General features: G+C 65.1%; 20 protein-coding genes. 13 read left to right on the top strand and 7 right to left on the bottom strand.

Annotated features, from left to right (window positions below; translation table 11 throughout):
* The first annotated feature begins 62 nt into the window (after positions 1 to 62).
* Positions 63 to 698 (top strand): DnaJ domain-containing protein, encoded by a 636-nt coding sequence (locus tag AAFG07_RS40500; RefSeq protein WP_092120102.1) that lies wholly within the window; start codon positions 63 to 65, stop codon positions 696 to 698.
* A 315-nt stretch (positions 699 to 1,013) separates the two neighbouring features.
* Here the strand turns inward: AAFG07_RS40500 and AAFG07_RS40495 are convergent, their stop codons facing one another.
* A complete protein-coding gene (locus AAFG07_RS40495; protein WP_342725136.1) occupies positions 1,014 to 2,108 on the bottom strand; it encodes a citrate synthase/methylcitrate synthase in 1,095 nt (364 codons plus the stop codon).
* Between the two features lie 76 nt (positions 2,109 to 2,184).
* On the opposite strand from AAFG07_RS40495, the gene AAFG07_RS40490 reads away from it, so the two are divergent.
* Positions 2,185 to 3,408 (top strand): citrate synthase family protein, encoded by a 1,224-nt coding sequence (locus AAFG07_RS40490; RefSeq protein ID WP_342725134.1) that lies wholly within the window; start codon positions 2,185 to 2,187, stop codon positions 3,406 to 3,408.
* A 57-nt stretch (positions 3,409 to 3,465) separates the two neighbouring features.
* On the opposite strand, the gene AAFG07_RS40485 is transcribed toward AAFG07_RS40490, so the two are convergent.
* On the bottom strand, positions 3,466 to 4,128 hold the full coding sequence (locus AAFG07_RS40485) for a DedA family protein (RefSeq protein WP_342725133.1): 663 nt from the start codon (positions 4,126 to 4,128) through the stop codon (positions 3,466 to 3,468).
* Between the two features lie 292 nt (positions 4,129 to 4,420).
* Between AAFG07_RS40485 and cobS the strand changes: the two genes are divergently transcribed.
* The 5 genes from cobS (at position 4,421) to AAFG07_RS40460 (ending at position 10,085) form a co-directional block, all read left to right on the top strand.
* On the top strand, positions 4,421 to 5,419 hold the full coding sequence (gene cobS / locus AAFG07_RS40480; protein ID WP_342725132.1) for a cobaltochelatase subunit CobS: 999 nt from the start codon (positions 4,421 to 4,423) through the stop codon (positions 5,417 to 5,419).
* A 3-nt stretch (positions 5,420 to 5,422) separates the two neighbouring features.
* Positions 5,423 to 5,833: a GNAT family N-acetyltransferase gene (locus AAFG07_RS40475; protein ID WP_095731654.1), complete on the top strand. Its 411-nt coding sequence runs from the start codon at positions 5,423 to 5,425 to the stop codon at positions 5,831 to 5,833.
* Positions 5,830 to 7,728 (top strand): cobaltochelatase subunit CobT, encoded by a 1,899-nt coding sequence (gene cobT / locus AAFG07_RS40470; RefSeq protein ID WP_229170842.1) that lies wholly within the window; start codon positions 5,830 to 5,832, stop codon positions 7,726 to 7,728. Before AAFG07_RS40475 ends, cobT begins: the two co-directional genes overlap by 4 nt.
* A 3-nt stretch (positions 7,729 to 7,731) precedes the next feature.
* Entirely contained in the window at positions 7,732 to 8,838 is a 1,107-nt protein-coding gene (locus tag AAFG07_RS40465; RefSeq protein ID WP_342725131.1) for an esterase-like activity of phytase family protein, read from the top strand.
* 134 nt (positions 8,839 to 8,972) lie between these two features.
* Positions 8,973 to 10,085 carry an NADH:flavin oxidoreductase/NADH oxidase gene (locus tag AAFG07_RS40460; protein WP_342725130.1) on the top strand — a complete coding sequence of 371 codons (1,113 nt, stop codon included), beginning with the start codon at positions 8,973 to 8,975 and terminating at the stop codon, positions 10,083 to 10,085.
* Positions 10,086 to 10,188: 103 nt separating this feature from the next.
* On the opposite strand, the gene AAFG07_RS40455 is transcribed toward AAFG07_RS40460, so the two are convergent.
* Entirely contained in the window at positions 10,189 to 11,748 is a 1,560-nt protein-coding gene (locus AAFG07_RS40455) for an FAD-dependent monooxygenase (protein ID WP_342725129.1), read from the bottom strand.
* Positions 11,749 to 11,803: 55 nt separating this feature from the next.
* Here AAFG07_RS40455 and AAFG07_RS40450 point away from each other — a divergent pair, with 55 nt between their 5' ends.
* Together AAFG07_RS40450 and AAFG07_RS40445 are read left to right on the top strand one after the other, a co-directional pair.
* A complete protein-coding gene (locus AAFG07_RS40450) occupies positions 11,804 to 12,442 on the top strand; it encodes a TetR family transcriptional regulator (protein ID WP_342725128.1) in 639 nt (212 codons plus the stop codon).
* 106 nt (positions 12,443 to 12,548) lie between these two features.
* Positions 12,549 to 13,649, top strand: coding sequence for an LLM class flavin-dependent oxidoreductase (locus AAFG07_RS40445; protein ID WP_342725127.1), 1,101 nt, complete (start codon positions 12,549 to 12,551; stop codon positions 13,647 to 13,649).
* A gap of 64 nt (positions 13,650 to 13,713) precedes the next feature.
* Here AAFG07_RS40445 and AAFG07_RS40440 read toward each other — a convergent pair whose 3' ends face one another.
* Together AAFG07_RS40440 and AAFG07_RS40435 are read right to left on the bottom strand one after the other, a co-directional pair.
* Complete coding sequence (locus tag AAFG07_RS40440) at positions 13,714 to 15,396, bottom strand: phospholipase D-like domain-containing protein (protein ID WP_342725126.1); 1,683 nt, start codon at positions 15,394 to 15,396, stop codon at positions 13,714 to 13,716.
* Between the two features lie 215 nt (positions 15,397 to 15,611).
* Complete coding sequence (locus tag AAFG07_RS40435; RefSeq protein WP_342725125.1) at positions 15,612 to 17,879, bottom strand: DUF2235 domain-containing protein; 2,268 nt, start codon at positions 17,877 to 17,879, stop codon at positions 15,612 to 15,614.
* A 222-nt stretch (positions 17,880 to 18,101) separates the two neighbouring features.
* Here AAFG07_RS40435 and AAFG07_RS40430 point away from each other — a divergent pair, with 222 nt between their 5' ends.
* Entirely contained in the window at positions 18,102 to 18,521 is a 420-nt protein-coding gene (locus AAFG07_RS40430) for a hypothetical protein (protein WP_342725124.1), read from the top strand.
* A gap of 43 nt (positions 18,522 to 18,564) precedes the next feature.
* Here the strand turns inward: AAFG07_RS40430 and AAFG07_RS40425 are convergent, their stop codons facing one another.
* Complete coding sequence (locus tag AAFG07_RS40425) at positions 18,565 to 19,734, bottom strand: ABC transporter substrate-binding protein (protein WP_342729391.1); 1,170 nt, start codon at positions 19,732 to 19,734, stop codon at positions 18,565 to 18,567.
* 202 nt (positions 19,735 to 19,936) lie between these two features.
* Between AAFG07_RS40425 and AAFG07_RS40420 the strand changes: the two genes are divergently transcribed.
* On the top strand, positions 19,937 to 20,893 hold the full coding sequence (locus AAFG07_RS40420) for a winged helix-turn-helix domain-containing protein (protein WP_342725123.1): 957 nt from the start codon (positions 19,937 to 19,939) through the stop codon (positions 20,891 to 20,893).
* On the opposite strand, the gene AAFG07_RS40415 is transcribed toward AAFG07_RS40420, so the two are convergent.
* Positions 20,884 to 21,510 carry a TetR/AcrR family transcriptional regulator gene (locus AAFG07_RS40415; RefSeq protein ID WP_342729390.1) on the bottom strand — a complete coding sequence of 209 codons (627 nt, stop codon included), beginning with the start codon at positions 21,508 to 21,510 and terminating at the stop codon, positions 20,884 to 20,886. The two genes, AAFG07_RS40420 and AAFG07_RS40415, sit on opposite strands and share 10 nt — an antisense overlap.
* A gap of 52 nt (positions 21,511 to 21,562) precedes the next feature.
* On the opposite strand from AAFG07_RS40415, the gene AAFG07_RS40410 reads away from it, so the two are divergent.
* Together AAFG07_RS40410 and AAFG07_RS40405 are read left to right on the top strand one after the other, a co-directional pair.
* The gene (locus tag AAFG07_RS40410; RefSeq protein ID WP_342725122.1) at positions 21,563 to 21,820 is read left to right on the top strand and encodes a hypothetical protein; all 258 of its coding nucleotides are present in this window, start codon (positions 21,563 to 21,565) and stop codon (positions 21,818 to 21,820) included.
* Positions 21,821 to 22,106: 286 nt separating this feature from the next.
* Positions 22,107 to 25,571: an acyl-[ACP]--phospholipid O-acyltransferase gene (locus AAFG07_RS40405; RefSeq protein WP_342725121.1), complete on the top strand. Its 3,465-nt coding sequence runs from the start codon at positions 22,107 to 22,109 to the stop codon at positions 25,569 to 25,571.
* Positions 25,572 to 25,625 lie beyond the last annotated feature (54 nt).

The following is a 25,625-nucleotide window of genomic DNA, read 5'->3' as shown; positions in this document are numbered from 1 at the left end:
GGAAACGAGGTCTGCGCAATGTCAAGACTTGAAGATTTGTGCATTGCATAGTCAAAGAGAACATGCCGATCGATTCATCAAAATTCTTCGACTCCATTCGCATCAAGCCGACCAAGGTGAGTGCGAAGCGCCAGGCGCAAGCCGGCGAGCAGGCCGTTGCCTGCGAGTGGGCGGGTTGCCAGAACAAGGGCGCGCACCGCGCCCCGAAGGGCCGCGAGAATTCGCGCGAGTATTGGCACTTCTGTCTCGATCACGTCCGCGAGTACAATCAGTCCTACAATTTCTTCCAGGGCATGAATCCTGACGACGTCGCGCGCTACCAGAAGGACGCGCTGACCGGCCACCGTCCGACCTGGAAGATGGGCGCCAACAACGGCAAGAAGGAGAGCGGGCTCGACGCCGCCTCCGATCCGTTCCACGTGTTCTCCGAGCTCAACGGCCGCGGCCGCTGGCGTCCCGGACCGGGTGGCGCGGAGCCCAAGCCCGAGACCCGCAAGGTCATGAACGCCGAGCGCAAGGCGCTGCTGGTGATGGGGCTCGGCGCCGGCGCGACGCTCGAAGACGTCAAGTCGAAGTACAAGGCGCTGGTGAAGCAGCACCACCCCGACGCCAATGGCGGCGACCGCTCCACCGAGGATCGCCTGATCGAGATCATCAAGGCGTACAATTATCTGAAGACCGTGGTGCGCGAGGCGTAAGCTGTCGCCTCCGTCGCCCCTGCTAGCCTCCGTCGCCCCTGCGAAAGCAGGGGCCCATAACCACCGGCGGTTATTGTTGCATTCAGATGTCGACCCCATCGTGCCATTGATGGGCCGCGGCGTATGGGTCCCTGCTCCCGTGCGCAACTGCGCACGAGGCAGGGACGACGGCGGAGTTTGTGGCTCCGCCATCGTCCAGCGATGCCGTCTTGTAGCCCGGATGAAGCGAAGCGTAATCCGGGGCTCTTCCATCCGCGGTCACACCGTTCCCGGATTTCGCTGCGCTCCATCCGGGCTACGGTTCGCGGTTAGCTCTTAGCCCTTCGGCACTGCCCCGACATAGGATGAGCTCGGCCGGATCAACCGGCCGGTGCGGCGCTGCTCCAGCGCGTGCGCGGTCCAGCCGGCGGCGCGGGCCACCGCGAAGATCGGCGTGAACGCCTGCCGCGGGATCTCCAGCCCGTCGAGCAGGATCGCGGTGAAGAACTCGACATTGGTCTCGAGTGGCCGCTCCGGGTTCTTCTTGGGCAGCGCTGCGCGGATATAGGCCTCGACCTCGCCGGCAAACGGCAGGTCGGCGCCGCTGGCCTCGAGGCGCTCGATCGCGACCTTCAGCACGTCGGCGCGCGGGTCACGCACGCGATAGACGCGGTGGCCGAACCCCATCAGCCGTTCGCCATGCGCCAGCGCGCCGTCGACCCAGGGTTTGATGCGCTCACGGGTGCCAATTGCGTCCAGCATCTCCAGCACCGGCTCCGGCGCGCCGCCATGCAGCGGGCCGGTCAGCGCGCAATAGCCGCCGGTGATCGCCGCGAACAGGTCGGCCTGGGTCGAGGCGATCACCCGCGTGGTGAAGGTCGACGCATTCATGCCGTGGTCGCAGACGGTGACGAAATAGGCGTCGAGCGCCGCAACCTCGCGCGGCTCGGCCTTGCGCCCCCGCAGCATCCGCAGCGTGTCGGCGGCGTGGCTGGCATTCGGGTCCGGCGCGATCGGGGCATGTCCCTTGGCGTGCTGGACCAGGGCGCCCGCGATCACCGGGAAGGCGCCGACGATGGTCGCCTCGTGCTCCAGCCCGTTCTCGCCGCGGAGGCCGGCGATCGCGGCCCGGAAGCCGTCGACGATCGACATGCCGCGCGTCGCCGGCATTAGGTCCGGCAGCCGCGCAAAGGCGCGTTCGCGGGCGGCGCCGAGGCTGGCGCGGACGTTGGCTTCGCTCAGCGACTTGCCGCTGGCGCCGTTCCACAGCCGCGCCGTGACGCCCTCGAAGCTCGACTTGTCTGCGAGGTTGGCGACGTGCTCGCCGGCGATGATCAGTTCGCCGCGCTCGCCGTCGACATGGCTCAACACGGTCTCGGCGGCGGGAACGCCGTCCAGACCGATCTGGCTCTTGGTGAGAATCATGTTCATGGCCCGATCTCCTTGCTTCACAGCTTGAAGGTCGGGCCTCTCGACGAATTGATCAATCTTGATTATATAAATCAATATGAAAAAATCCGCCGAGCTTTACCTCTCCGCCCGGGAGGCGGCCGCCGAACTCGCGATCTCGCCGGCGACGCTTTACGCCTATGTCAGCCGCGGCCTGATCCGCTCCGAGCCATCGCCGGATTCGCGCAGCCACCGCTACCGCGCCGAGGACATCAGGGGGTTGAAGGAGCGCCGCGTGCCGTCTCCGGAGCCGCGCGGCTTTCGCAATTTCGATGCCGACTTGCCCGTGATGGATTCGGCGATCGCGACCATCACCGAGCAGGGCCCGATCTATCGCGGCGTGAACTGCGTCGATCTCGCTCAGCGCGACACGCTGGAGCACACCGCGACGCTGCTGTGGGACGTCACCGGCGTCGATCCGTTCGCGCCGGACAATTGCCCGCATGTCTCCGATGAGATGCGTGCGATCGCCGAGGCCGCGCGGCGCGCCCAGCCGATCGACCGCACGGTCGCCGTGCTGGCGCTGGCGGCGAGTGCCGATCCCGGCGCCTTCACCCGCGCGCCCGATGGCCGCGCGATGGTCGGCGGGCGCATCCTGCGGCTGCTGGTTGCGACCATGCTCAACGCGGTGCCATCGGCCGAGCCGCTGCATGAGCAGGTGGCGCGGGTCTGGACGCCGGATAACAAGCACGCGCCCGACCTGATTCGCCGCGCGCTGGTGCTGCTCGCCGATCACGAACTGAATGCCTCCACCTTCACGGCGCGCTGCGCGGCATCGACCGGGCTCAATCTGTATGACTCCGTGATCGCGGGTCTCGTCGCGTTGAAGGGACCGATGCATGGCGGCGCCGGCGTGCTCGCCTCGCGCCTGGTCAAGACCATGATCGACAACGACGTTGCGCCTGTTGTCCGCGAGCGGGTCGCGCTCGGCGAGCGCTTCGCCGGCTTCGGGCACGGCGTCTACAAGAAGGGCGATCCGCGCGCGATCTCGCTGCTCGAGGCCCTGACGCGGGCCGGCGCACCGCGCAAATTCACCCGGGAAGTGCCTGAGAGGATCGCGGAAGCAACCGGCGAGTTCGTCAACATCGACTACGCGCTGGCGGTGCTGGTGCATGCGCTGCGGATGCCCGCAGGGAGCGAGCTCGCGCTGTTTGCGATGGCGCGCAGCGTCGGCTGGATCGCGCATGCCAGCGAGCAGCTTCAGCTCGGCAAGCTGATCAGGCCCCGCGCGCGCTATGTCGGCCCGGCACCCGGGCGGGCCGGCACCACCAACAGTATCTAGCATGATCCGGAAAAGTGGGACCGGTTTTCCGAGAAGATCATGCGCAAGTGAAAGGAGCTATTTCGCCGGCTTGGCCGGTTCGATCAGGCCGCCGCCATGCCGGCGGCGGATGGTCCAGATCGCGAGCGACAGGATGACGGCAGCGCCCGCGACCGCGAACATCCACAGATGCTTGCCGACATGTTGATGATGCGGCAGGCCGGCATAGTCGTGCAGCGCGGTGACGGCGAGCACGCCGGGCAACACATGCGCCGGTGCCCAGAGCAGGATCGCGGGGATGTTGATCGCGTAGAAGCGTGCCGGCGGCATGTCGAGCGCGCCGGCGGTGATCGGCACAAAGGCGCGAATCGGCGGCACGAAGCGGGCGAAGAACACCGCGAGCACGCCCCAGCGGTTGAAGAAGGCCTCGCTCTGCGCGACCACGCGCGGGTAATTGGAGAGCGGCCAGGCCGACAGGATCTCACGCTGGCTGCGGTGGCCGATCAGATAGGCCGTGCCGTCGCCGAGCATCGCGCCGGCGGCCGCCGCGGCGAGCACCGGCACGAGCTTCAATTCGCCGCCCGGGACCAGCGCGCTCAGCGCCAGGATGATGGTCGAGCCCGGCACCAGCGAACCGACCACCGGGACTGCTTCCAGCAGGGCGGCCAGAAACAACGTCAGATAGGCGAGCCAGGCATGGGCCGAAACGAACGCGATCAAAGGGTCAAGGAATGAAGTCACAGAATTCCTGGGTGGCGATGAAACAGGTCCGAGAGCTAACAACTCCCCGCCGGGCTGAAAAGTGCCTGCGGGACAAGCCGCCGTGGCGCTGCGGCGAAAGTACGGCAGGATTTGCAGAGCAGCCTTCCAAAAACCGAGTTTCGCGCCTATCTTTATGATACAACAACGGAACTTTGATTTGCCCGTGGGCTTCTGCCGGCCGATGCTCTCTGCTAGGCTTGTGCGTAGCACCCCATCCGCAGCCAAATGACCTAAATCTGGTTTCGGGAATGCCCGGGACCTCGGAGGATGAATGACGACGGCCGTCCAGACCAAAGCGCAAGAACCCGTCGGGTTGCCCGACATGAAGGTGTCGGTTCGGCAGGTCTTCGGGATCGATAGCGATCTGGAAGTTCCCGCCTATTCCGCAGTCGATCCGCATGTGCCGGAAGTCGACAGCGACTATCGCTTCGACCGCGCCACCACGCTCGCGATCCTCGCCGGTTTTGCCAAGAACCGCCGCGTGATGGTCACCGGCTATCACGGCACCGGCAAATCGACTCACATCGAGCAGGTTGCGGCCCGCCTCAACTGGCCTTGCGTGCGCGTCAACCTCGACAGCCATATCAGCCGTATCGATCTCGTCGGCAAGGATGCCATCGTGGTCAAGGAGGGCAAGCAGGTCACGGAATTCCGCGACGGCATCCTGCCCTGGGCGCTGCAGCACAACATCGCGCTGGTGTTCGACGAATATGATGCCGGCCGCCCGGACGTGATGTTCGTGATTCAGCGCGTGCTGGAAGTCTCCGGCCGCCTGACGCTGCTCGACCAGAACAAGGTGATCAAGCCGCATCCAGCGTTCCGCCTGTTCTCGACCGCCAACACGGTCGGCCTCGGCGACACCTCGGGCCTCTATCACGGCACCCAGCAGATCAATCAGGGCCAGATGGACCGCTGGTCGATCGTCACCACGCTGAACTACCTCGCCCATGACGAGGAAGTTGAGATCGTGCTGGCGAAGGCGAAGCACTATCGCACCCAGGAAGGCCGCGACATCGTCAACAAGATGGTGCGGCTGGCGGATCTCACCCGCAACGCGTTCGCCAATGGCGACCTGTCGACGGTGATGAGCCCGCGCACGGTGATCACCTGGGCCGAGAACGCCGACATCTTCAACGACATCGGCTTCGCGTTCCGCGTCACCTTCCTCAACAAATGTGACGAGCTGGAGCGGCCGCTGGTCGCCGAGTTCTACCAGCGCTGCTTCAACGTCGAGTTGCCGGAATCCTCGGTCAACGTGGCGCTCAGCTAGTCCATGCCGAAAATCTCCGTCGAGCGCACAGTCACACAGACGAAGAAAGCGGTGCTCGGCGGATTGCTCCGCTACAACAACGAGAAGATGGGGAAGCAGAAGTACAAGCGCTTCGCCATCTCGCTGCGGCAAGGCGACGAGATCGTCGGCGGCATCGTCGGCGAGGTCTGGACCGCGGTGTTGTTCATCCAGCTGTTCTGGATGGAGCAGAAGTTTCGCAACAAGGGTTTTGGCGCGAAGCTGATCAAGGCGATCGAAGACGAGGCGCGGCGCTTCGGAGCGACGCAATCCTATCTGGATACGATGAGCTTCCAGGCGCCGGGCTTCTACCGCGCCAATGGATATAAAGAGTTCGGTTCGATTGAGGGGTATCCCGGCGGCGTCACGCGCCACTGGTTTACGAAATCGCTATGACAACCTCCAATATCAAATTCCGTCCCGGATCGAAAGAAGCGCCGACCGAGCCGTTCAAGCGCTCGGTGTCGGCGTGCCTGAAGGCGATCGCCAAGAAGCCGGAGCTCGAGGTCTCTTTCGCCGCCGAGCGGCCGGGGCTTGCGCCCGGCAAGGCGCGGTTGCCGGAGCCGGCGCGCAAGATGACCAAGCGCGATGCGGCGATCGTGCGCGGCCATGCCGATTCGATCGCGCTCAAGATCGCCTGTCACGATCCCAAGGTGCATCGCAAGCTGATGCCGGGCAATCCGCAGGCGCGCGGTGTGTTCGAGGCGGTCGAGCAGGCGCGCGTCGAGGCGATCGGCTCGCGGCGGATGGCCGGCGTTGCGAAGAACCTCACCGCGATGCTCGACGATCATTTCCACCGCGGCAAGTATGACGAGATCACCGACCGCGCCGATGCGCCGCTGTCGGATGCGCTGGCGATGCTGGTGCGCGAACGCCTGACCGGCATGGCGCCGCCCGCGGCCGCCAAGAAGATGGTCGATCTCTGGCGGCCGACGCTGGAGGACAAGATCGGCTCGCGGCTCGACCAGCTCAGCCGTTTCACCGAGGACCAGGCGAGGTTCGGTGACATGGTCCACGATCTGCTGTCGGCGCTCGATCTCGGCGACGACCGCAACATGGATTCCGACGACGACGAGGACCAGGACGAGAACCAGGACGGCGAGAACGATCAGTCCGGTGCCGAGGGTTCGCCCGATTCCGACGCCGCGCAGGAGATGAGCGCCGACCAGGCCCAGACGAGCGCGGAAGAGATGAGCGAAAGCGCGATGGAGAGCGCGCAGGCCTCCACGTCAGACACGTTCGACGACGGCGAGCTCGGCGACGACGAGACGCCGGGCGAGGCGACACGGCCGAATTCGCGTGGCCAGAACGAACCGCGCGGCCCGGAATATCATGCGTTTGCGCCGAAGTTCGACGAGGTGATCGCCGCCGAAGATCTCTGCGATCACGACGAGCTTGAGCGGCTGCGCTCCTATCTCGACAAGCAGCTCGCGCATCTGCAGGGCATCGTGGCGCGGCTCGCCAACCGCCTGCAGCGCCGCCTGATGGCACAGCAGAACCGCGCTTGGGATTTCGACCTCGAGGAGGGCATCCTCGATCCGGCGCGGCTGTCGCGCGTCGTCACCGATCCCTATCATCCGCTGTCCTTCATGCACGAGAAGGAGGCGACCTTCCGCGACACCGTGGTGACGCTGCTGCTCGACAATTCGGGTTCGATGCGCGGTCGTCCGATCACGGTTGCCGCGACCTGCGCCGACATCCTGGCGCGCACGCTGGAGCGTTGCGGCGTCAAGGTCGAGATCCTGGGCTTCACCACTCGCGCCTGGAAGGGCGGGCAGTCGCGCGAGGCGTGGCTTGCGGCCGGCAAGCCGGCCAATCCCGGCCGCCTCAACGATCTCAGGCACATCATCTACAAGTCGGCCGACGCGCCGTGGCGTCGTGCGCGGAAAAATCTCGGCCTGATGATGCGCGAGGGCCTGCTCAAGGAGAACATCGACGGCGAGGCGCTCGACTGGGCGCACAAGCGCCTGCTCGCGCGTCCCGAGCAGCGCCGCATCCTGATGATGATCTCCGACGGTGCGCCGGTCGACGATTCCACGCTGTCGGTCAATCCCGGCAACTATCTCGAGCGGCATCTGCGCCACATCATCGAGGAGATCGAGACCCGCTCGCCGGTCGAGCTGATCGCGATCGGCATCGGTCATGACGTGACGCGCTATTATCGCCGCGCCGTCACCATCGTGGATGCCGAGGAGCTTGGCGGCGCCATCACCGAAAAGCTCGCCGAGCTGTTCAGCGAGACCCACGGTTCGGCGCCCGCACCGGGCACGCGGCGCCGCCTCCACTCGTGAGACATGCGCTTACCCTTTAGCCGCCGCCACGTCCTGCAAGGGATGGCGGCGGGGCTGTCGGCCGCAGCATTGCCGCGTCTCGCGCAGGCGCAGGGCGCGAGCCAGCCGGCGCTGACACCGGGGCCGCCCGGCAGGCCGGGCCGTCACCGCGTCGACGAACCCGCAGCGGTCGAGGTCAATGCACGGCCGCTGCCGTCGTTCGATATCCGCGATCGTGCGCGGGTGCGGTTCGGCGCGCTGGAATATCGCAGCGGCCTGATCCTGAGCTCGTCATTCGCCGGCTTCGGCGGCCTGTCCGCGCTGCGGCTCGATGCCAAGGGCGAACGCTTCATCGCGGTCAGCGACCAAGGCACCTGGTTCACCGGCCGCATCGTCTATCGCGGCCGCGACATGACCGGGCTCGACGATGTCGAGGCGGCGCCGCTGCTCGACGCCCAGGGCAAGCCGATCACCGCGACCCGCGGCTGGTACGATTCGGAATCGCTCGCGCTCGACGGATCGATTGCCTATGTCGGGCTCGAGCGGGTCAACCAGGTGCTGCGCTACGACTTCGCCAAGGGCTTCACCCGCGCGCGCGGCGAGGTGGTGCCGCTGCCCGCGGCGGCGCGCAAGCTGCCCATCAACAAGGGGCTCGAGGCGCTCGTCTTCGTGCCCAAGGTCATGCCCAAAGCCACACCGGCGAGCCCGCCGCTGGCCGGTACGCTGATCGCGTTCTCGGAACGCGGGCTCGATGCCGGCGGCAACCTGATCGCCTTCCTGGTCGGCGGCAACACGCCGGGCCAGTTCAGCGTCCGCCGAACCGAGAATTTCGACATCAGCGACGCGGTCCTGCTGCCGTCGGGCGATCTGCTGATCCTGGAGCGGAAATTCTCCTGGCTCGGCGGCGCCGGCATTCGTATCCGTCGCCTTGCTCTGTCGGACATTGCGCCCGGCGCCGTCGTCGATGGTCCGGCGATCTTCAATGCCGATCTCGGCAACGAGATCGACAACATGGAAGGCCTCGACGCCCATGTCACTGATGAGGGCGAGACCGTCCTGACCATGATCTCCGACGACAATTTCTCCCTGATCCAGCGCAATTTGCTGCTGCAATTCACGCTGGTTGAGTAAAGGGCGGCGCCCAAGGGACGGCGCTATCGCATTGCTGATCTGCCTCGGCCCGTTCGGCGACGGCGACGGTTGGTGATCGCGGCGGACGCCTCTATCTTATCGTGGCCCTTTCCTCGATCCGGGATACCCCTCGCATGAGCACCCTGTTTTCGCCGATCGAACTGCGCAGCCTCAAGCTCTCCAACCGGATCATGGTCTCGCCGATGTGCCAGTATTCGGCCGACGACGGCTCCGCCAATGATTGGCACTTCACCCACATCAACATGCTGGCGTTGTCGGGTGCTGCGATGTTCTGCATCGAGGCCACCCATGTCGAGGATATCGGGCGGATCACGCCGGGCTGCCTCGGCCTCTACAGCGATGCCAATGAGGCGGCGCTGAAGCCGATCCTGGCCTCGGTGCGCAAGCATTCGAAGGCGGCGGTCGCGATGCAGCTCGCCCATGCCGGCCGCAAGGCGTCGAGCCAGCGTCCCTGGGAGGGCGGGCAGCTGATCCCGGTTGCCGAAGGCGGCTGGCAGACGGTTGGGCCATCTGATGTCCCGCACAAGGAAAGCGAGGCGCCGCCGCTGGCGCTCGATGACGCCGGCCTGAAGCGCATTCGCGAGGCCTTTGTCGCGTCAGCGAAGCGCGCCGACCGGCTCGGCATCGACGCGCTCGAGCTGCACGGCGCGCACGGTTATCTGCTGCACCAGTTCCTGTCGCCGATCGCCAACAAGCGGACCGACCGCTATGGCGGCTCGCTCGAAAATCGCATGCGCTTCCCGCTCGAAGTGTTCGACGCGGTGCGCGCGGTTTTCCCGGATCACAAGCCGATCGGCATGCGGGTGTCGGCGACCGACTGGGTCGAGGGGGCCTGGGATCTCGCGCAGACCATCGAATTTGCCAAGGAGCTGAAGAAGCATGGCGTCGACTGGATGGACGTCTCCTCCGGCGGCGTGTCGCCGCTGCAGAAGATTCCGCTCGGGCCGGGCTACCAGGTGCCGGCGGCGCAGGCGGTGAAGGAGGCGACCGGCGTCACCACGATGGCGGTCGGCCTGATCACCGAAGCGAAGCAGGCCGAGGAGATCGTCGCGTCAGGGAAGGCCGACATGATCGCGCTTGCGCGCGGCATGCTCTACGACCCGCGCTGGGGTTGGCACGCCGCCGCCGAACTCGGCGGCGAGGTGAGCGCGCCGCCGCAATATTGGCGTTCGCAGCCCTCGACGCAGAAGGCGCTGTTCGGCAAGACCACGTTCGGGACGCGCTAATGTCTTGCACCGACCTGTAGCCCGGAATGGAGCCAACGGGTCGCGCGAACGCGCGCCCGATGACAGGCTCCGCGGAATCCGGGAAGCAATGGGCGAAATGCAGTCAGACCGTTCCCGGATTGCGCTTCGCTTCATCCGGGCTACGGCTCTCGCAGGTTCCGGCGGGTCCAAACCAGCGCATGAGCGCGGCGTCGAGGCCCGCCAAGTCCTCGCCGGCGGCCGCCCAGGCGATGCAGGCATCGGGGCGGATCAGCAGCGACGGGCCGGCGCGCCTTGATACGCATCGGACGAATATGTCCCAGCGAGCAGCGATTGCTGACGCGGCCCCGCCGGTTGCATCGACCAGCACGGCCCTGCCGTCCTCCATCTGATCGAACAGCGTTGTTTCCGCGCCGTCGTCGCCGAGCGCGACATTGCCGGAGAGCCGGCCGACCGATGCATGCTCGCTGCCGAGGTCGTAACGGGTCTTGATGCCGCTGATCATTTCGCCGAAGTAGCGGGTGCCCTCGTCGCCGCTCATCAGGTCCGCGACGATGTCGCGCAGGGCGTCCGTCATGACATCAGGCCGCATCAATGCGACCTGGGCGCGGGTGTTGGCGAGCACCCTGGCCCCGATCGGATGCCGCTCTGCCGTGTAGCTGTCGAGCAGGCTCTCGGGCATGCGATCGCACACGACCGCCGCGAGCTTCCAGCCGAGATTGACCGCATCGAGCAGGCCAAGATTCAAGCCTTGCCCGCCGAACGGCGAATGCACATGCGCGGCGTCGCCCGCCAGCAGCACGCGGCCCCTGCGATAGCTGTCGGCCTGCCGCGCATTGTCGGTGAAGCGGGTGGCGGTCTTGACGGCGGTGACACGGACGTCGGCGCCGCTGATCCGGCGCAAGGTGGTCTCGATCTCCTCGCGCGTCACCGGTGCGCTGCGATCCGCCGGCGGTCCGTCGAACTCGGCCATGAACACCCGGCCGGGAATCGGTCCATAGGCCATCATGCCGACGGGCGTCCGCCGCCAGCCGACCGGGAGCAGACGATCCGGATGATCGAGGTCGACGATGGCCTGGTGTCCGGTGAGCGTCGGTTCGGTACCGGGAAAATCGAAGCCCGCGCGCTTGCGCACCGCGCTGCGTCCGCCGTCGCAGCCGACCAGATAGACGGAGTGCAGCTCGACATCGCCGGACGCGCCCCTTGCCCTCGTCAGCATACCGTCTCCGGTATCCTCGAAATCGATCAGTTCGCAGCCACGCCTGATCTCGATGCCGAGTGCCTGGGCGCGCTCGCCGAGCATTTTCTCCAGGGCTTGCTGGTTCACGCCCCGCAACCGCCGATTCGGCTCGCGCTGACGCGTCTGGTCGATCCCGAAGATGCCGGAGAAGTGCCCGCCGAACTTCTTGAACGGCAGCTCCGACTCGCCGCCCCAACTCTTCATAAGCCTGGACATGCTGTCCGCCATGCTGCGTTCGACCGCATCCATCGCCTCGGCAAGGCCGCGGCGCTGCAGCGCCTCGCCGGCGAGGGCGCCGATCGCGCCGGCCTTGATGGTCTGGTCGGGCTCCGCCAGCCGCTCGATCACGATCGCATCGGCGCCGCCCAGGGTCAGTTCGATCGCCAGCAGCAATCCGGTCGGCCCGGCGCCGACCACAACCACATCCGTCCGTTCACGCGTCACGCCATCACCGTAAATTTGTACTCAGTATAATATTTTGTATGGTACAAATTCTTCCATGTCAAATCACGGCGGATTGCGGGAGCGGAAGAAGGAAGCGACGCGCCAGGCGATCTCGGATGTCGCCACCGAGCTGTTCGTGGCGCGCGGCTTCGACAATGTCTCGGTGGCAGAGATTGCAGAGGCCGCCGAGGTCTCCCGGATGACGGTGTTCAATTACTTTCCGCGCAAGGAAGATCTGTTCTTCGACCGTGAGGAGGAAAGCCGCCAGATTCTGAAGGCCGCCTTTGCCGAGCGGTCAGCGGGCGAAGTGCCGCTGATGACGCTGCGCAAGCTGGTGCAGAATCTCGCGGATCGGGCGCATCCGTTCGCGAAATTCACCGATGCAACGGCGAAATTCTGGCGCACCGTCGCCGAAAGCCCGGCGCTCTCGGCGCGGGCGCGCGAGATGCGTGACGAGTTGATCGATGATCTTGCAACCGTGCTGGCGGGCGCCATCAAGCGGCCGCTCGCCGACGCCGACGCCCGGCTCGCCGCGTCGATGGTGGTCACGGCCGTGACCGTCGCCTATGCGGAAGGGCTTCGCGAGCACAAGGCGCGCCGATCGGCGGCCTCGACACGCGAGGCCTTCCTGCAGATCATGGAGCGCAGCTTTTCGGGTATCGCGGTCATGCTGAAGGGGACGCCTTACGCGTAATTCCCGGCCGGGCGGCATGCGACAAAGCCATTGTTCTGCCGTAGCCGGGGCAGGTACTCTCCGGAGCGCGTGCGGAAGACACGTATCGAACAAAGAGAGGAAACCCATGGAACTCGGATACTTCGCGATGCCGTCGCATCCGCCGGAGTGCGGACTGAAAGAGGGCCACGACTGGGACCTTCAGGTGCTGCGCTGGCTGGACGAGCTCGGCTACCAGGAAGCCTGGATCGGCGAGCACCACACCGCGCCCTGGGAGCCGCACCCGTCGCCGGATCTGTTGATCGCGCAGGCGCTGCTGCAGACCAAGAACATCCGCATCGGCCCCGGTGGCTTCCTCCTGCCGTATCATCATCCGGCCGAACTCGCGAACCGCGTGGCGATGCTCGATCATCTCTCGAACGGGCGGCTCAACTTCGGCGTCGCGGCCTCGGGCCTGCCGAGCGACTGGGCGATGTTCAATGTCGACGGCATGTCAGGCCAGAACCGCGACATGACCCGCGAGGCGCTCGAGATCATCCTGAAGATGTGGACCGAACCGGCACCGTGGACCCACAAGGGCAAGTTCTGGACGGTGACCAAGCCGGACACGATGTTCGATTTCCTCAAGCCGCACATCAAGCCACAGCAAGCGCCGCATCCGCCGATCGGCGTCGCGGGGCTGTCGAAGAACTCGGACACGCTCAAGCTCGCAGGCGAGCGTGGCTTCATCCCGATGAGCCTGAATCTCAATCCCGCCTATGTCGGCAGTCACTGGGACTCGGTGGAAGCCGGCGCGGCCAAGACCGGCCGCAAGCCGAGCCGCAAGGACTGGCGGATGGTGCGCGAGGTGTTTGTCGCCGACACCGACGAGGAGGCATGGAAGCTCTCGACCGGCGACATGATGGGCCGGATGATGGGTGAGTATTTCCTGCCGCTGCTCGGCCACTTTGGTTTCAAGGATTATCTGAAAGCGTCGCCCGACGTGCCCGATAGCGACGTCACGGTCGAGTATTGCGCCCGCAACAACTGGATCGTCGGCTCGCCCGCGACCGTCACCGAGAAGATCGAGAAGATCTATCAGGAGGTCGGCGGTTTCGGCGTGCTGCTGGTGTTCGGTTTCGACTACAAGCACAAGCCCGAGGCCTGGCACAATTCGCTGCGGCTGCTGAAGCAGGAGGTCTTGCCGAAGCTGAAGCACCTCGACGCCTCGGTCGGCCGCGCGGCGTAGTTTGACGGTGAGGATCATGCGGGCAGCGGTAACGCTGCCCGCATGTCATGACGGATCGCCGGCCTCAGGGTGTGCCGAGCCAGAACCGGGTCTCGATTTGCGCCCAGCCCTTGCCGATGCGGCTGCTCAGCCACGTGTCGCTGCGCTTCAGACCCTTGTCCTTCTGGCCTTCCGGCGTGTTGCGCCAGGCCTGCCAGCGATACTGGCCGTAGATGCTGACGATGCGCGCGGCATAGGTCAGCGCCAGCTGTGAATCGCCTCTGATGATGACGAGGTTGTCGTCGTTTTTGGTGCTGGCGCGGTCGGAGAAATTGTGCGAGCCGGTCATGACCACCGGGTTCTTGCCGGCAGGATCCAGCACGATCACCTTGCTGTGCACGGCGATCATGAACTTTCCGGTGTTCTTGATCTCGTGCTGCCACCAGTCGGCGGTCTTGTCGATGCCGGCGGGCCTGATCACGTCGGCAATCTGCTTGCCCTTGAAGACCTGCTGCTGACCGCCGCCGGCCAGCAGTTGCAGCCGATCCTTTGGACTGTCCTTGCCCTGCGCCGGGAAATTGTTGAGCACCCCGCGCACATAGAGATTCTTGTCCTGCGCCTTCTCCAGGATCGGGCCGAGCAGGCCCTTGTTGCCGGGATTGAGCATCAGGCACACCGCGCCATGCTCGGCGTCCTCGATCATCTTGGTCGCTTCCTTGAGATCGCCGCTCTTGGTGGTCGGCGTGAACCAGACGCTGACGTTCGAGTTGCCGATCGTGAACGGCCATACGTGATCGCCGGCCAAGGCCAGCGCCTTCGGCGACTTGCTGCCGTCGGCGTAGATCGCCTTCCAATGCTCGTGATAGGCCGCCGCGATCTTGCCGTCGGTGATCTCGAGCCCATTGTTGTTCTGGGTGCACAATCCGGTCCGGGTCCAGTTGGTGCTCCCGGTCCAGACCACTTTCGGTGTCTCGGCGCCGTCGCAGAACACCGCGAACTTGTTGTGGGCGTAGCGGCTCGGCGCGATCTTGCGGCGGACGATGTCGACGCCCGCCTTCTTCAGCACGCCGGCGTTCTTCTCGGTCTCCTTTGCGGTGGCGTCGGACTTGCCGGTGCTGTTGCCGAGCACGACGTGGGCCTTGCCCTTCAGCGCAGTCAGCGCGGCGATCAATTCGGGATCGTTGAGCTCGTAGAGCGCGACATAGACGTCGACTTTATCCTTCTTGGCCCCGGCCAACAGGGCAAAGAGGCGCGCGCCAAGCTCGCCCTTGAGGAAGTCGCGGATCTTGTTGCCCTTGGTGGAGATCGCCTTCTCCAGCGTCTGGGAGGCTTTCGGTGTGGTGCCGATCGCGCGCGACAGCCATTGCGCCGAGATCGTGCCGCGGTTGAACCATGGCTTCAGCGGGCCCGACGGCGTGGCCGAGACGTAGTCGGTCCATGTCGCTGGCGCACTGTAGGCGGGCTTCACCTTGGTGGCGCCGTCCTTGAGAACCGGAACGACGCCATAGCGGACCGGCGCATCGGCCGGGGCCAGGAAATCGGTCCAGTTCGTCTTCTGCACCGGCCATTCGGTGCTTGGACGATGATCTCCCGCCTTGTGGCTCTGCACCTGATCCTCGAATCCGACCCAGGTGTCGACGACGGTCGCGCTCTTGCCCTGCTGCTGACGATAGAGCGCAAAGCCGAGGCAGTCCGGGATCATTGCCGCGACCTCCCAAACCACGAAGATGCCGTCGGTGGTTGGAAACGCCTGAATTGTGGAAATCATGGTGATGCCTCCAAATCACTGATGAGAAATATCCGCTCGATATGAACGTGGCGCGTCAGCGCCGCAGGAGATCCGAGGTGTCGCGTCGGATCGTTCCGGGCGCCTGGCGGCTCGTCTAGCAGGAGGAGTATGAAATAATATATGCAACCGAAACTATCGGCTGGATCACAGATGGATCACGCCGTGCGGACCGGTCCGCCGCGATCGCAGCTTGCCTAAAGCAACTTCACCGTGACCTTCGCCGTGCCCTTGTGATCGCCGTAGAACCATTGGTAGATCCAAGGCAGGCCGATGACGGCCTGGTTAACGTAGAGGAAGATCTCGCCGCTGCGATCGGCGGTGAACCGCGCCTTGTAGACCTGCGGGTCGGTGTTCGGCGCCGGCAAGGGATCGAGGAAATACTCGTCGACGCCGGTGTCTCCGACCCGTGCGATCAGCCTGAACCAGGGCCGGAACAGGATGCGCCGCAGGAAGATCGTGGCGTATCCGCGCCAGCGCTTTGCACCCTCGATGGTCGAGGTCCGGTAGCCGATCGGCGTGACCGCGCGTCCGGCGTCCTCCCATGGCTCCGACATCGTGATCGCGATCTCGTACTTGAAGCCGGTGCGGACCTTGAGCCCGGTCGGCGCACAGATCGCGCTGGTGTCGAAGTCGGCCGCATCCTGCGGGACGCCCTTGTCGACGGCGACGAGCTTGTCGGCCGCGCTCCCCTTGCAGAAGGCGCCCATCGAATCCGCGGCATTGAACAGGAAATGGCTGAGCAGCGTCGCGCTGAACCAGACCAGCAAGGCCGTGAGCAGGAACGGCACGACATGCCGCTTCCCGACATTGAGGATCCACTGATAGATCGTGCTGGTGCGGAATCGATAGATCGCATCGTGCATGAACCCTGAGAGCGGCGTCGGGTTCGCGCGGTTGCGCCAGATGATCCGCATCCTGTCGCTGATCGTTGCGCTGAGCGAACTGCCCACACCCATCAGCACGAAAACGGCGATGATGCCGCCGGCGAACCATTCCGGGTTGCCGGCGTACCAATCGGTCCACCAATGAAACGAAGCGGGCAGGAACGATTCGATGAAGCGCACCAGCTCCGAAATCATCCTGAACCAGGAGCTGAATTCGTGCTCCTTGTGCTGATTGTGGAACAGCCAGAACGCGGCCAGATGCAGCGACGCCGCCAAGGTGGCGAAGTAGGCGATCCGCCGCATCCAGACGAAATTCCATAGCTTCTCCTGCGCGGCATGGCGGGCCGGTGCGCCGGCGGGCGTTTCAAACGTAGTGGAGCTTAGCGGTGTCACCTGGCCGCTGCGGGACACCACCACATAGTTCGGTGGAAGCCCGATCGGGGCATAGGCATTGGCGCCGCTGCCGATCCGCTCGAACACGCTTTCGTGGATCTTCGGCATCGGCACGCTGACGTCGGCATAGGGGTCGTTGCAGAGATCGGCGACCTTGCGGGGACCGTACCGGTAATAGGAGCCGAGGCCGGCCCGCGAATCGTAAAGGCGGCCATCCTTGTCCTCGGAAGACTTGATCGCCTTGATCGCATCGGGATCGGCGATCGGCGCACTCTTGAACACAAGTCCGCGCTTGACGGCTTCGTCGACCAGCCAGGCCAGCGGCACGAAGGCGACGGCATCGTCCGGATAGCCGCCGCCGACATTGGCATGCATGCCGACGAACCACACCTGGACGAGGCGCTCGCCATCGATCGTTGCCGGCACGGCCGGTGCGGGCTGTCCCGGCTCTTGCTCCGTCCAGAGCACCGGATGAAAGGTCGTGCGCTCATCGTCGAGCGCCAGCGCATGCCGTGCCCACTTGACCTTCGGGCTGAGAATCCGGTTCGGCAGCTCGAGCGGCCACACCCAGTTGGAGATGCCGCGTGTCATCTCGTCGATCGGCAGGCCATAGGCCGCGACGGTGTCCCAGATGCCAATGAACTCGATCGCCGGCACTGGCTTCCGTGCGATCTCCGCATAAGGCTTGTTGCGCTGAAGGCGGTCCAGCACCGGCACAAGGATGTAATCGCGCAGCGCGCGGAACAGCACCTCGATGCGCCAGATCGAGTGGTAGCCTGCGGCGCGGTACGCGCGATAGGCCTTCACCGCGCCGTCGTGCAGTTCGGCTTCGGTGCCGGCGACGATCAGGCCCTGATCGAGGATGAGTGCGGCGAGCGTGCGCACGGTGAAGGCGCCGCGGCTGAATCCGAACAGGTAGATCTGCGAATCGTTCTGGTGGTCGTAGTTGCGGCAGATGAATTTGTAGGCATCCAGGATATTGCGCTTCAGGCCGTAGCCGAAGGCGCCGCCGAGCAGCGCAAGCGGAACGAAGGACGACGTGCCGACGCCGTCATCATACTTGGCGGCCTGCGCGTTGCCCTGCAAATCCAGCGACTGGAATATCCGCCAGACATTGGTGCGCCAGACGCTGGAGGCGGCGTTGCCGGTGCCGTCGGACAGAATAATGATCTTCGGGCTCGGCATCGAAAAACGCTCGCTGAAATGAATGAAGCGGACGGCGCAGCGTAGTGGTAGCGGATTCGATTGCTACCTTGGATCGATATTTAGTCATTCTGTGCCACGACAGATGTGAACTGGCGCACAAAAGCGTCACGAGGTCGCGGCCATTTGAGGCGAGACGACTTTCGCGCTGCTACGAAAAGGCCTAGCCTGACCTGCGGAGCAATTCATTGATGAGGCAGAGCAATGCGCAGCCGCGTCAGAAAATTTGCCCATGTCCTGGAGCGCTTCGGTCTTGCCCTGGCGGGAGCTGCAAGCGGTCTGTTCGTCGCCATCCATGTCGGCTCGAGCGTGTCGGCGCTGACGTCGCAGGCGTTCCTGCTGATCATGATGCTGGGCGGTGCGATCGGCTTCTATGTGGGCATCGATACGCCGCCAAAACTGTTCCATCCGAAGGATGGCAGTTCGACGCGCAAGATCGACGCGGCGGAGCTGCTGAGCGCGATCGGCACCTTCCTCGCGACCATGGTCGCGTTCTTCTCGGTTGGTGTCGTTGTGCTGCGCAGCGAGCCGGATATTGCCTGGACCGCGGCGATCATGGCGGGCTGGGTGCTCGGCGTCGCCATGCAGATCGTCGCCGGCACGATCGCCCGCACGCGCGTCTGACGCGTCGGAGCGGCGCCAGGCCCGACCGGCTTCGCCGCCTGGCTTACTTGTTCGCGATCTTGGCGGGGTCCTTGACCGCCTTGAAGGTCTCGTGCTCGACGCTGTAGAGCTCGCCGCCGACCCTCTCGACCTTGCGAATGTAGATGTCGTGGACGACGTCGCGCGTCTTCGGATCGATCGACATCGGGCCGCGCGGGCTCTCCCAAGCCATGCCCTTCATGGCTTCGATCAGTGCGTCGCCATTGGTCTTGCCGCCGGTCGCCTTCAGCGCCTCATAGATCAGATGCATACCGTCATAGGCGCTGACGCTGATGAAGTTCGGACGGACGTTGGCATTGGCCTTGCGGAACGCTGCGACATAGGCGCGGTTCAGGTCGGATGGATGAGCGGCAGAGTAGAATCCGGCCGTGATCATGCCGATCATGGCATCGCTCATCCCCGGCAGGTCCTCGTCGTCGGCGATGTCGCCGGGGCCGATCAGCTTGATCCCGCTCTTGTCCAGCCCACGCTCGACAAATTGCTTGGCCAGGATGGCGGCCTGGCTTGCCGGCACGAAAATGAACAGGGTATCCGGATTGCCGTCCCGCGCGCGCTGAAGGAACGGCGCGAAGTCGGGATTGGCCAGCGGCACTTTCAGCGCCTCGACGATCGATCCGCCCGCCGCGGTGAAGCTCGCGGAAAATACGCCGGCGGCTTCATGCCCGGGTGCCCAGTCGGACGCGATGACGGTGGCCCGCTTCGATCCGTTCCTGGCCGCCCAATCCGCCAGCACGCTGGCCTGCTGCGCGTGCGTCCAGCTGGTGCGGACGAAGTAAGGAGATCGTTCGGTCACGATCGATGTACCCGACACCATGACGACGGTCGCCGTCTTGCTCTCATTGACCAGTGGCGCGAGCGCCAGCACGCTCGGCGTCAGTCCGCCGCCGAGGATCGCGACCTTGTCGTTGACGATCAGCTCCTGAGCGATGCGCTTGGCATTGTCGGGCACGCTGGCGTCGTCCCGGACGATCAATTCGATCTTGCGACCGGCGACCATATCGCCGTGCTGCGCCATGTAGAGCCGTGCCCCGGCGACCGCCTGCTTGCCGACCGGCCCCAGAACGCCGGTCAATGGCATCACCAGCCCGACCCTTACGACGTCTTGCGCCCGGGCCTGTCCCGATTGCACCGCCGAAAGCGCCAGAACGGCCCCGACCAACACGGCAAACGGCATCCTCGGCATGGTCAACCTCCCGCAGGCCCGGAAATGATGCAGGGCCAGCTGGCGACTATCGGCTTCGCCGCAGGGAAGTCCTGATCAAGAAGTGACAGAACGGCGAATTTCCTGCTAAATCTCTCCAATTGACGCCGTCTGTGGGCATGGAGTGACCTCTATGGACCCGACGACTGAATCCGTTTTGATATTTGATTCCTTTGTGCTCGATCTCGCCCGCGGTGTCGCGCTCGTGGACGGCGTCGAGCTTGAGCTCAGGCCGAAGTCATTCGCGGTCCTCCGCCATCTCGCTGGCAATGCCGGGCGGTTGCTATCCAAGCAGGATCTGCACGCGGCGGTCTGGGGCAATGTCGCGGTCTCGGACGATTCGCTCGTCCAATGCATCCGCGAGCTGCGCCTGAAGCTGCACGATGACGACCACCGCATCATCAAGACGCTGTCTCGCCGAGGCTACCGGCTCGATGCCGCACCGATTCCGCCATCGCACGATCATGGACCGAAGAGTGTCCCGCGCAGCACGTCTGCTCGCCGTGTCGTTGCAGCCCGCTTGGCCGGGCTTCCCCGATGGTTGCTGGTCGCCGGACTGGCAGTGATCGCCTTCGCAGCTCTCGCCTCCGCGCCGCCGATTGCCAACGGGATGTGGCATCCGCTGGCGCAATTGGCGAACTGGCTTGCGCCGCAGGATCACGGCATCGTGCCGGATCAGGATGTTGAGCGGATCACCGCGCTGGCGGCCGAGAAGCAATTGCCGCTTCCCGCTTATCGCGTTCACGCGCCGGCCAGTGATGTGCCGGACAATATTCGCCGCTTTCTCGGCGTGTGGGTAAGCGGTGAGGGATGGATCAACTCGCACCGCCAATTCATGATGATCGTGACCAATGTCGATCGGGACGGTGTTGCGACCGGCTACCTCGTGAACGGGCCGGCGATGCCGCACAGCCGAGTGCCCGGGCCCGGCTTTTCCGGAGGCTTCACCGGATATGTCCTCGACGACGTCTTGCGATATGACGGCAATACGGGACTGCATTCTGCATCCATCACAGCGGACGGACGGATCGAGTTCAAGCTCGTCTTCCGCGAGGGAGGCACCAGTGTTGTGTTCCTCGAACCGCTCTGGACGCTCGCCCGCTCAGGCCGCGTCGCACGCAATCAAACCTGATCGCTGCGCGAAACGCCGAGCCCTGCGAGATGCGTGTCGACGAACTGCGCAAGGCGCTCGCGCAACTGCTCCGGCGGCACCGCGACCATGCGCTCCTCGAGGCCGAGCGAGATGATGCCGTGGACCGCGGAGAACATCATCCGCGACAGCAGCGCGACGTCGTCGGGATCGCGATCGGGCAACAGCCGCACCAGCGGCGCGTGCATCAGCGCGAAGGCATCCATCACCATCGCCAGGATGTCTTCCGGAAACGGCCGGCCGTGTTCCATCCGGTGCTCGAACAGCGAGCGCAGCAGATTGGCGTGCTCGGTGGCGAAGCCGAGATAGGCGTCCGCAAGCCCGTGCAGCTGGCGCAGGGGATCGTCGGCCGGGACTGCCTTGAGCCGCTCGGTCAGGGCCTGAACAGTCTCCCGGTTCACGGTCAGGATCAGGCCGTCGAAGTCGCCGAACTCGTTATAGACGCTGCCGATGGAGCAACCGGCCGCTTCGGCAACATCACGAACCTTCAATGATCTCAAGCCTTTAGTCGCAATATACCGGCGCGCGATCTCGATCAGCAGACCTCGCCGCTGAAGTTTCTTTCGGTCTCGTCGCGATTCTTCTTGAACAATGTTCATTTTCGTACTACTAATTTGAGCGTTGCTCAAGTTGGTATAGGAGGCCACTCACATGCAGACCCTAGCACTTCAACTGACCACCACCTTTGTCGATGACGCGATCGAGCTCGTGAAGGGCTTTGGCTGCGCCATCTTCGCCCCGGCGACCGCCCCGATCGAGCGGATCGCCCGCGCCTGCGACGTCGCAGGCGTGCTGGAGCCGCGGCGCGCCGATCGGCGCGCACCGCGCCCGGCGGCTGCCAGCGGTGGCCGCTGCAAGTCACGCAACTGCCGCTGGTCGCCGTTCCGCGGGTTGAGTGAACTGACCTGAAGCGGGCAGGCCGCAATTGTTGCCGAAAGCTCAAGAAAGCACTCACCATGTCCCTCGCGAGCCCGTTTCGATGTCGATCGACCACAACCCTGGATAAGGTCTCGTACATTTCTGCCGGGCATTGTCGCGGCGCCCGGCGCGGCCGATCCGCGCTGGTTCGAACCGATACGTTGCGGAAAAGACTAAAGGCTGCGGGATCTTCGTCATTTTCACCACGCCCACCATTCTCTGCCATCCGAATTCGCAGACCTGCCAGCGCCGCGCGCGCTAACCCAAGGAACCGGTCATGATCAAGGAATTGATGACGTCCCGCCGCTTCGCGCCGCTGTTCTGGTCGCAGTTCTGCTCGGCGCTGAACGACAACGTGCTGAAGAACGCGCTGGTCATCATGCTGCTATATGGCGTCGCCAACGAGCAGGGGCCGGCGCTGGTGCAGCTCGCCGGCGCGGTGTTCATCTTCCCGTTCTTCGTGCTGTCCGCGCTCGGCGGCGAGCTCGCCGACCGCTACATCAAGTCCGTCGTCGCCCGCCGGCTGAAGTTCTTCGAGATCTTCGCCGCGGCGTTTGCCGCGGCCGGCTTCTTCACCCATTCGATCCCGCTGCTGTTCATCGCGCTGGCGCTGTTCGGCATCGTCGCCGCGCTGTTCGGCCCGGTGAAATACGCTGTGCTGCCGGACCAACTGTCGGTGTCAGAACTCGCGACCGGCAATGCGCTGGTCGAGGGCGCAACCTTCATGGCGATCCTGATCGGCACCATCGCGGGCGGCATGTTCGTCGCGGGCGCCAGCCACATGGGCTGGATCTGCGCGGCCGTCGTGGGTCTGTCGGTGCTGTCCTGGGGATTTGCGTCGCGCATTCCGGTGACGCAGCCGTCCGCGCCGGATCTGCCGATCACCAAGAATCCCTGGACCTCGACGGTGCGCCTGTTGAAGTCGCTCTATGCCGAACAGCGGCTGTGGGACGGCATGGTGATCGTGTCCTGGTTCTGGATGGTCGGCGCGATCGTGCTGTCGCTGCTGCCCGCGCTGATCAAGGAGGGCGTCGGCGGCACCGAGGGCGTGGTCACGCTGTGCCTCGCCGTATTCGCGATCGGTATTGCCGCCGGTTCGCTGTTCGCCGCGCAATTGAGCCACGTTCGCCCGAATCTCGCACTGGTGCCGATCGGCGCCATCGTGATGGGCGTGATCGGCCTCGACCTCGCCTGGGCGATCGCCACCACCTCGCTCGGCAAGGACGTCACCGCGGCGGCGTTCGCGGCCTCGTTCGGCGGCTTCCGCATGCTGGCTGATTTCTTCCTGTTCGCCTTCGGCGGCGGCCTGTTCGTGGTGCCGTCGTTTGCGGCCGTGCAGGCCTGGACCGCGCCGTCCGAGCGCGCCCGCATCATCGCCGCCGGCAACATTTTGCAGGCCGGCTTCATGGTCGCCGGCGCGGTGTTCGTCGGCGCGCTGCAAGCCATCGGCCTGCCGATCGCCTGGATCTTCTTCGGCCTTGCGATCGCGAGCTTCGGCACCGTCTGGTTCGTGCTGACCAAGTGGGGCAAGGAGGGCGTGCGCGATTTCGGCGCGCTGCTGTTCCGCGCGCTGTTCCGGCTCGAGGTGCGCGGCATGGAGAACCTGCCGCCCGCAGGCACCCGGATGCTGATCGCGCCCAACCATGTCAGCCTGGTCGACGGCCCTCTGCTGCACGCCATGCTGCCGATCGATGCGAGCTTCGCCGTCGACACCGGCATCGCCAAGGCGTGGTGGGCCAAGCCGTTCCTGAAGATGATCAAGCACTACACGATGGACCCGTCCAAGCCGCTGGCCGCGCGCGACCTGATCAAGCTGGTCGCCGCCGGCGAGCCGGTCGTGATCTTCCCGGAAGGGCGCATCACGGTCTCCGGTTCGCTGATGAAGGTCTATGACGGCACCGCGATGATCGCCGACAAGGCCGATGCGGTCGTCGTTCCGGTCCGCATCGAGGGCGCGCAACGCTCGCATCTCAGCTATCTCAAGAATGGCGAGATCAAGCGCTCCTGGTTCCCCAAGGTGACGATCTCGATCCTGCCGCCGGTCAAGCTGCCGATCGACCAGTCGCTGAAGGGCAAGGCGCGCCGCAATGCCGCCGGCGCCGCGCTGCAGGACGTCATGATCAACGCCATGGTGCAGAACGCGATGCTCGACCAGACGCTGTTCGAGGGCCTCGGCCACGCCTATCGCGACCGCGACACCGGCAAGCCGATCATTGAGGACGCGCTCGGCACCAAGCTGACCTATCGCAAGCTGATCCTCGGCGCGCAGGTGTTGAGCCGCAAGCTCGAGCAGGGCACTTCCGTCGGCGAGAACGTTGGCGTGCTGTTGCCGAACTCGGCCGGCGTCGCTGTGGTCTTCATGGCGCTGCAGACCATCGGCCGCGTGCCGGCGATGCTCAACTTCTCGGCAGGTCCAGTCAACGTGCTGGCCGCGATGAAGGCGGCGCAGGTGAAGACCGTGCTGACCTCGCAGGCTTTCATCGAGAAGGGCAAGCTCGACAAGCTGATCACGGCGATGGCGGGCCAGGCGCGCGTCGTCTATCTCGAGGATGTCAGGGCCGACATCGGCCTCGCCGACAAGATCGCAGGCTTCCGCGCCGGCATCGCGCCGCGCGTCGGCCGCGAGGCCAACGATCCCGCGGTCATCCTGTTCACCTCGGGTTCGGAAGGCACCCCGAAGGGTGTCGTGCTGTCCCACCGCAACATTCTCGCCAATGCGGCGCAGGCGCTGGCGCGGGTCGATGCCAATGCCAACGACAAGGTGTTCAACGTGCTGCCGGTGTTCCATTCGTTCGGCTTGACCGGCGGCATGATGATGCCGCTGCTCGGCGGCATTCCGATCTTCATGTATCCGTCGCCGCTGCACTACCGGATCGTGCCCGAACTGATCTACCAGACCGGCGCGACCATCCTGTTCGGCACCGACACCTTCCTCACCGGCTACGCCCGCTCGGCGCATGCCTATGATTTCCGCACGCTGCGGCTCGTCATTGCCGGTGCCGAAGCGGTGAAGGAGCGCACCAGACAGATCTATATGGAACGCTACGGCATCCGCATCCTCGAGGGCTATGGCGTCACCGAGACCGCGCCGGTGCTGGCGATGAACACGCCGATGGCGAACCGCCAGGGCACCGTCGGCCGTATTTCGCCTCTGATGCAATACCGCCTCGATCCGGTCCCCGGCATCGAGGAAGGCGGCCGCCTGTCGGTGAAGGGTCCGAACGTGATGCTCGGCTACCTCCGCGCCGAAAATCCCGGCGTGCTCGAGCCGCTGCCTGAAGGCTGGCACGACACCGGCGACATCGTTACGGTCGACGCGCAGGGCTTCATCGCGATCAAGGGCCGCGCCAAGCGCTTCGCCAAGATCGCGGGCGAGATGGTCTCGCTGTCGGCGGTCGAGACGATGGCGTCCACACTGTGGCCGCAGGCGATGTCGGTTGCGGTCTCGATCCCCGACGCGCGCAAGGGCGAACGCATCGTGCTGCTCACCACCGAGAGGAATGCCGACCGCGCCGCGATGCAGCGCCAGGCCAAGAGCGTCGGCGCCTCCGAGCTCGCGGTGCCCGCCGACATCCGCGTCGTCGACAAGGTGCCGCTGCTCGGCACCGGCAAGACCGACTATGTCGGTGCTACTGCGCTTGCCAAGGAGATAGCAGCGGAACTCGCCGCGGCGCCTGCGGCGCAGGCGGAGCCTGCCGCCGACGAGGCCGAGCCGGACTCGCTGCAGCAACACGTTGCATGAGTCTTGGCATGATGGTTGTGCTTTTCGGGAGCATGTTGTCAGATAGACGGCAAC

This window comes from Bradyrhizobium sp. B097 (assembly GCF_038957035.1).
Classification (GTDB): domain Bacteria; phylum Pseudomonadota; class Alphaproteobacteria; order Rhizobiales; family Xanthobacteraceae; genus Bradyrhizobium.
Note: the sequence above shows the minus strand (reverse complement) of the source record. Positions and strands in the feature narration are given on the sequence as shown.

What these genes read in the sequence shown, in the direction of transcription:
- AAFG07_RS40500 (WP_092120102.1), top strand. Translation starts at nt 63, where the DNA reads ATGCCGATCGATTCATCAAAATTCTTCGACTCCATTCGCATCAAGCCG.
- AAFG07_RS40495 (WP_342725136.1), bottom strand. Translation starts at nt 2,108, where the DNA reads ATGAACATGATTCTCACCAAGAGCCAGATCGGTCTGGACGGCGTTCCC.
- AAFG07_RS40490 (WP_342725134.1), top strand. Translation starts at nt 2,185, where the DNA reads ATGAAAAAATCCGCCGAGCTTTACCTCTCCGCCCGGGAGGCGGCCGCC.
- cobS (WP_342725132.1), top strand. Translation starts at nt 4,421, where the DNA reads ATGACGACGGCCGTCCAGACCAAAGCGCAAGAACCCGTCGGGTTGCCC.
- AAFG07_RS40475 (WP_095731654.1), top strand. Translation starts at nt 5,423, where the DNA reads ATGCCGAAAATCTCCGTCGAGCGCACAGTCACACAGACGAAGAAAGCG.
- cobT (WP_229170842.1), top strand. Translation starts at nt 5,830, where the DNA reads ATGACAACCTCCAATATCAAATTCCGTCCCGGATCGAAAGAAGCGCCG.
- AAFG07_RS40465 (WP_342725131.1), top strand. Translation starts at nt 7,732, where the DNA reads ATGCGCTTACCCTTTAGCCGCCGCCACGTCCTGCAAGGGATGGCGGCG.
- AAFG07_RS40460 (WP_342725130.1), top strand. Translation starts at nt 8,973, where the DNA reads ATGAGCACCCTGTTTTCGCCGATCGAACTGCGCAGCCTCAAGCTCTCC.
- AAFG07_RS40450 (WP_342725128.1), top strand. Translation starts at nt 11,804, where the DNA reads ATGTCAAATCACGGCGGATTGCGGGAGCGGAAGAAGGAAGCGACGCGC.
- AAFG07_RS40445 (WP_342725127.1), top strand. Translation starts at nt 12,549, where the DNA reads ATGGAACTCGGATACTTCGCGATGCCGTCGCATCCGCCGGAGTGCGGA.
- AAFG07_RS40440 (WP_342725126.1), bottom strand. Translation starts at nt 15,396, where the DNA reads ATGATTTCCACAATTCAGGCGTTTCCAACCACCGACGGCATCTTCGTG.
- AAFG07_RS40435 (WP_342725125.1), bottom strand. Translation starts at nt 17,879, where the DNA reads ATGCCGAGCCCGAAGATCATTATTCTGTCCGACGGCACCGGCAACGCC.
- AAFG07_RS40430 (WP_342725124.1), top strand. Translation starts at nt 18,102, where the DNA reads ATGCGCAGCCGCGTCAGAAAATTTGCCCATGTCCTGGAGCGCTTCGGT.
- AAFG07_RS40425 (WP_342729391.1), bottom strand. Translation starts at nt 19,734, where the DNA reads ATGCCGTTTGCCGTGTTGGTCGGGGCCGTTCTGGCGCTTTCGGCGGTG.
- AAFG07_RS40415 (WP_342729390.1), bottom strand. Translation starts at nt 21,510, where the DNA reads ATGAACATTGTTCAAGAAGAATCGCGACGAGACCGAAAGAAACTTCAG.
- AAFG07_RS40410 (WP_342725122.1), top strand. Translation starts at nt 21,563, where the DNA reads ATGCAGACCCTAGCACTTCAACTGACCACCACCTTTGTCGATGACGCG.
- AAFG07_RS40405 (WP_342725121.1), top strand. Translation starts at nt 22,107, where the DNA reads ATGATCAAGGAATTGATGACGTCCCGCCGCTTCGCGCCGCTGTTCTGG.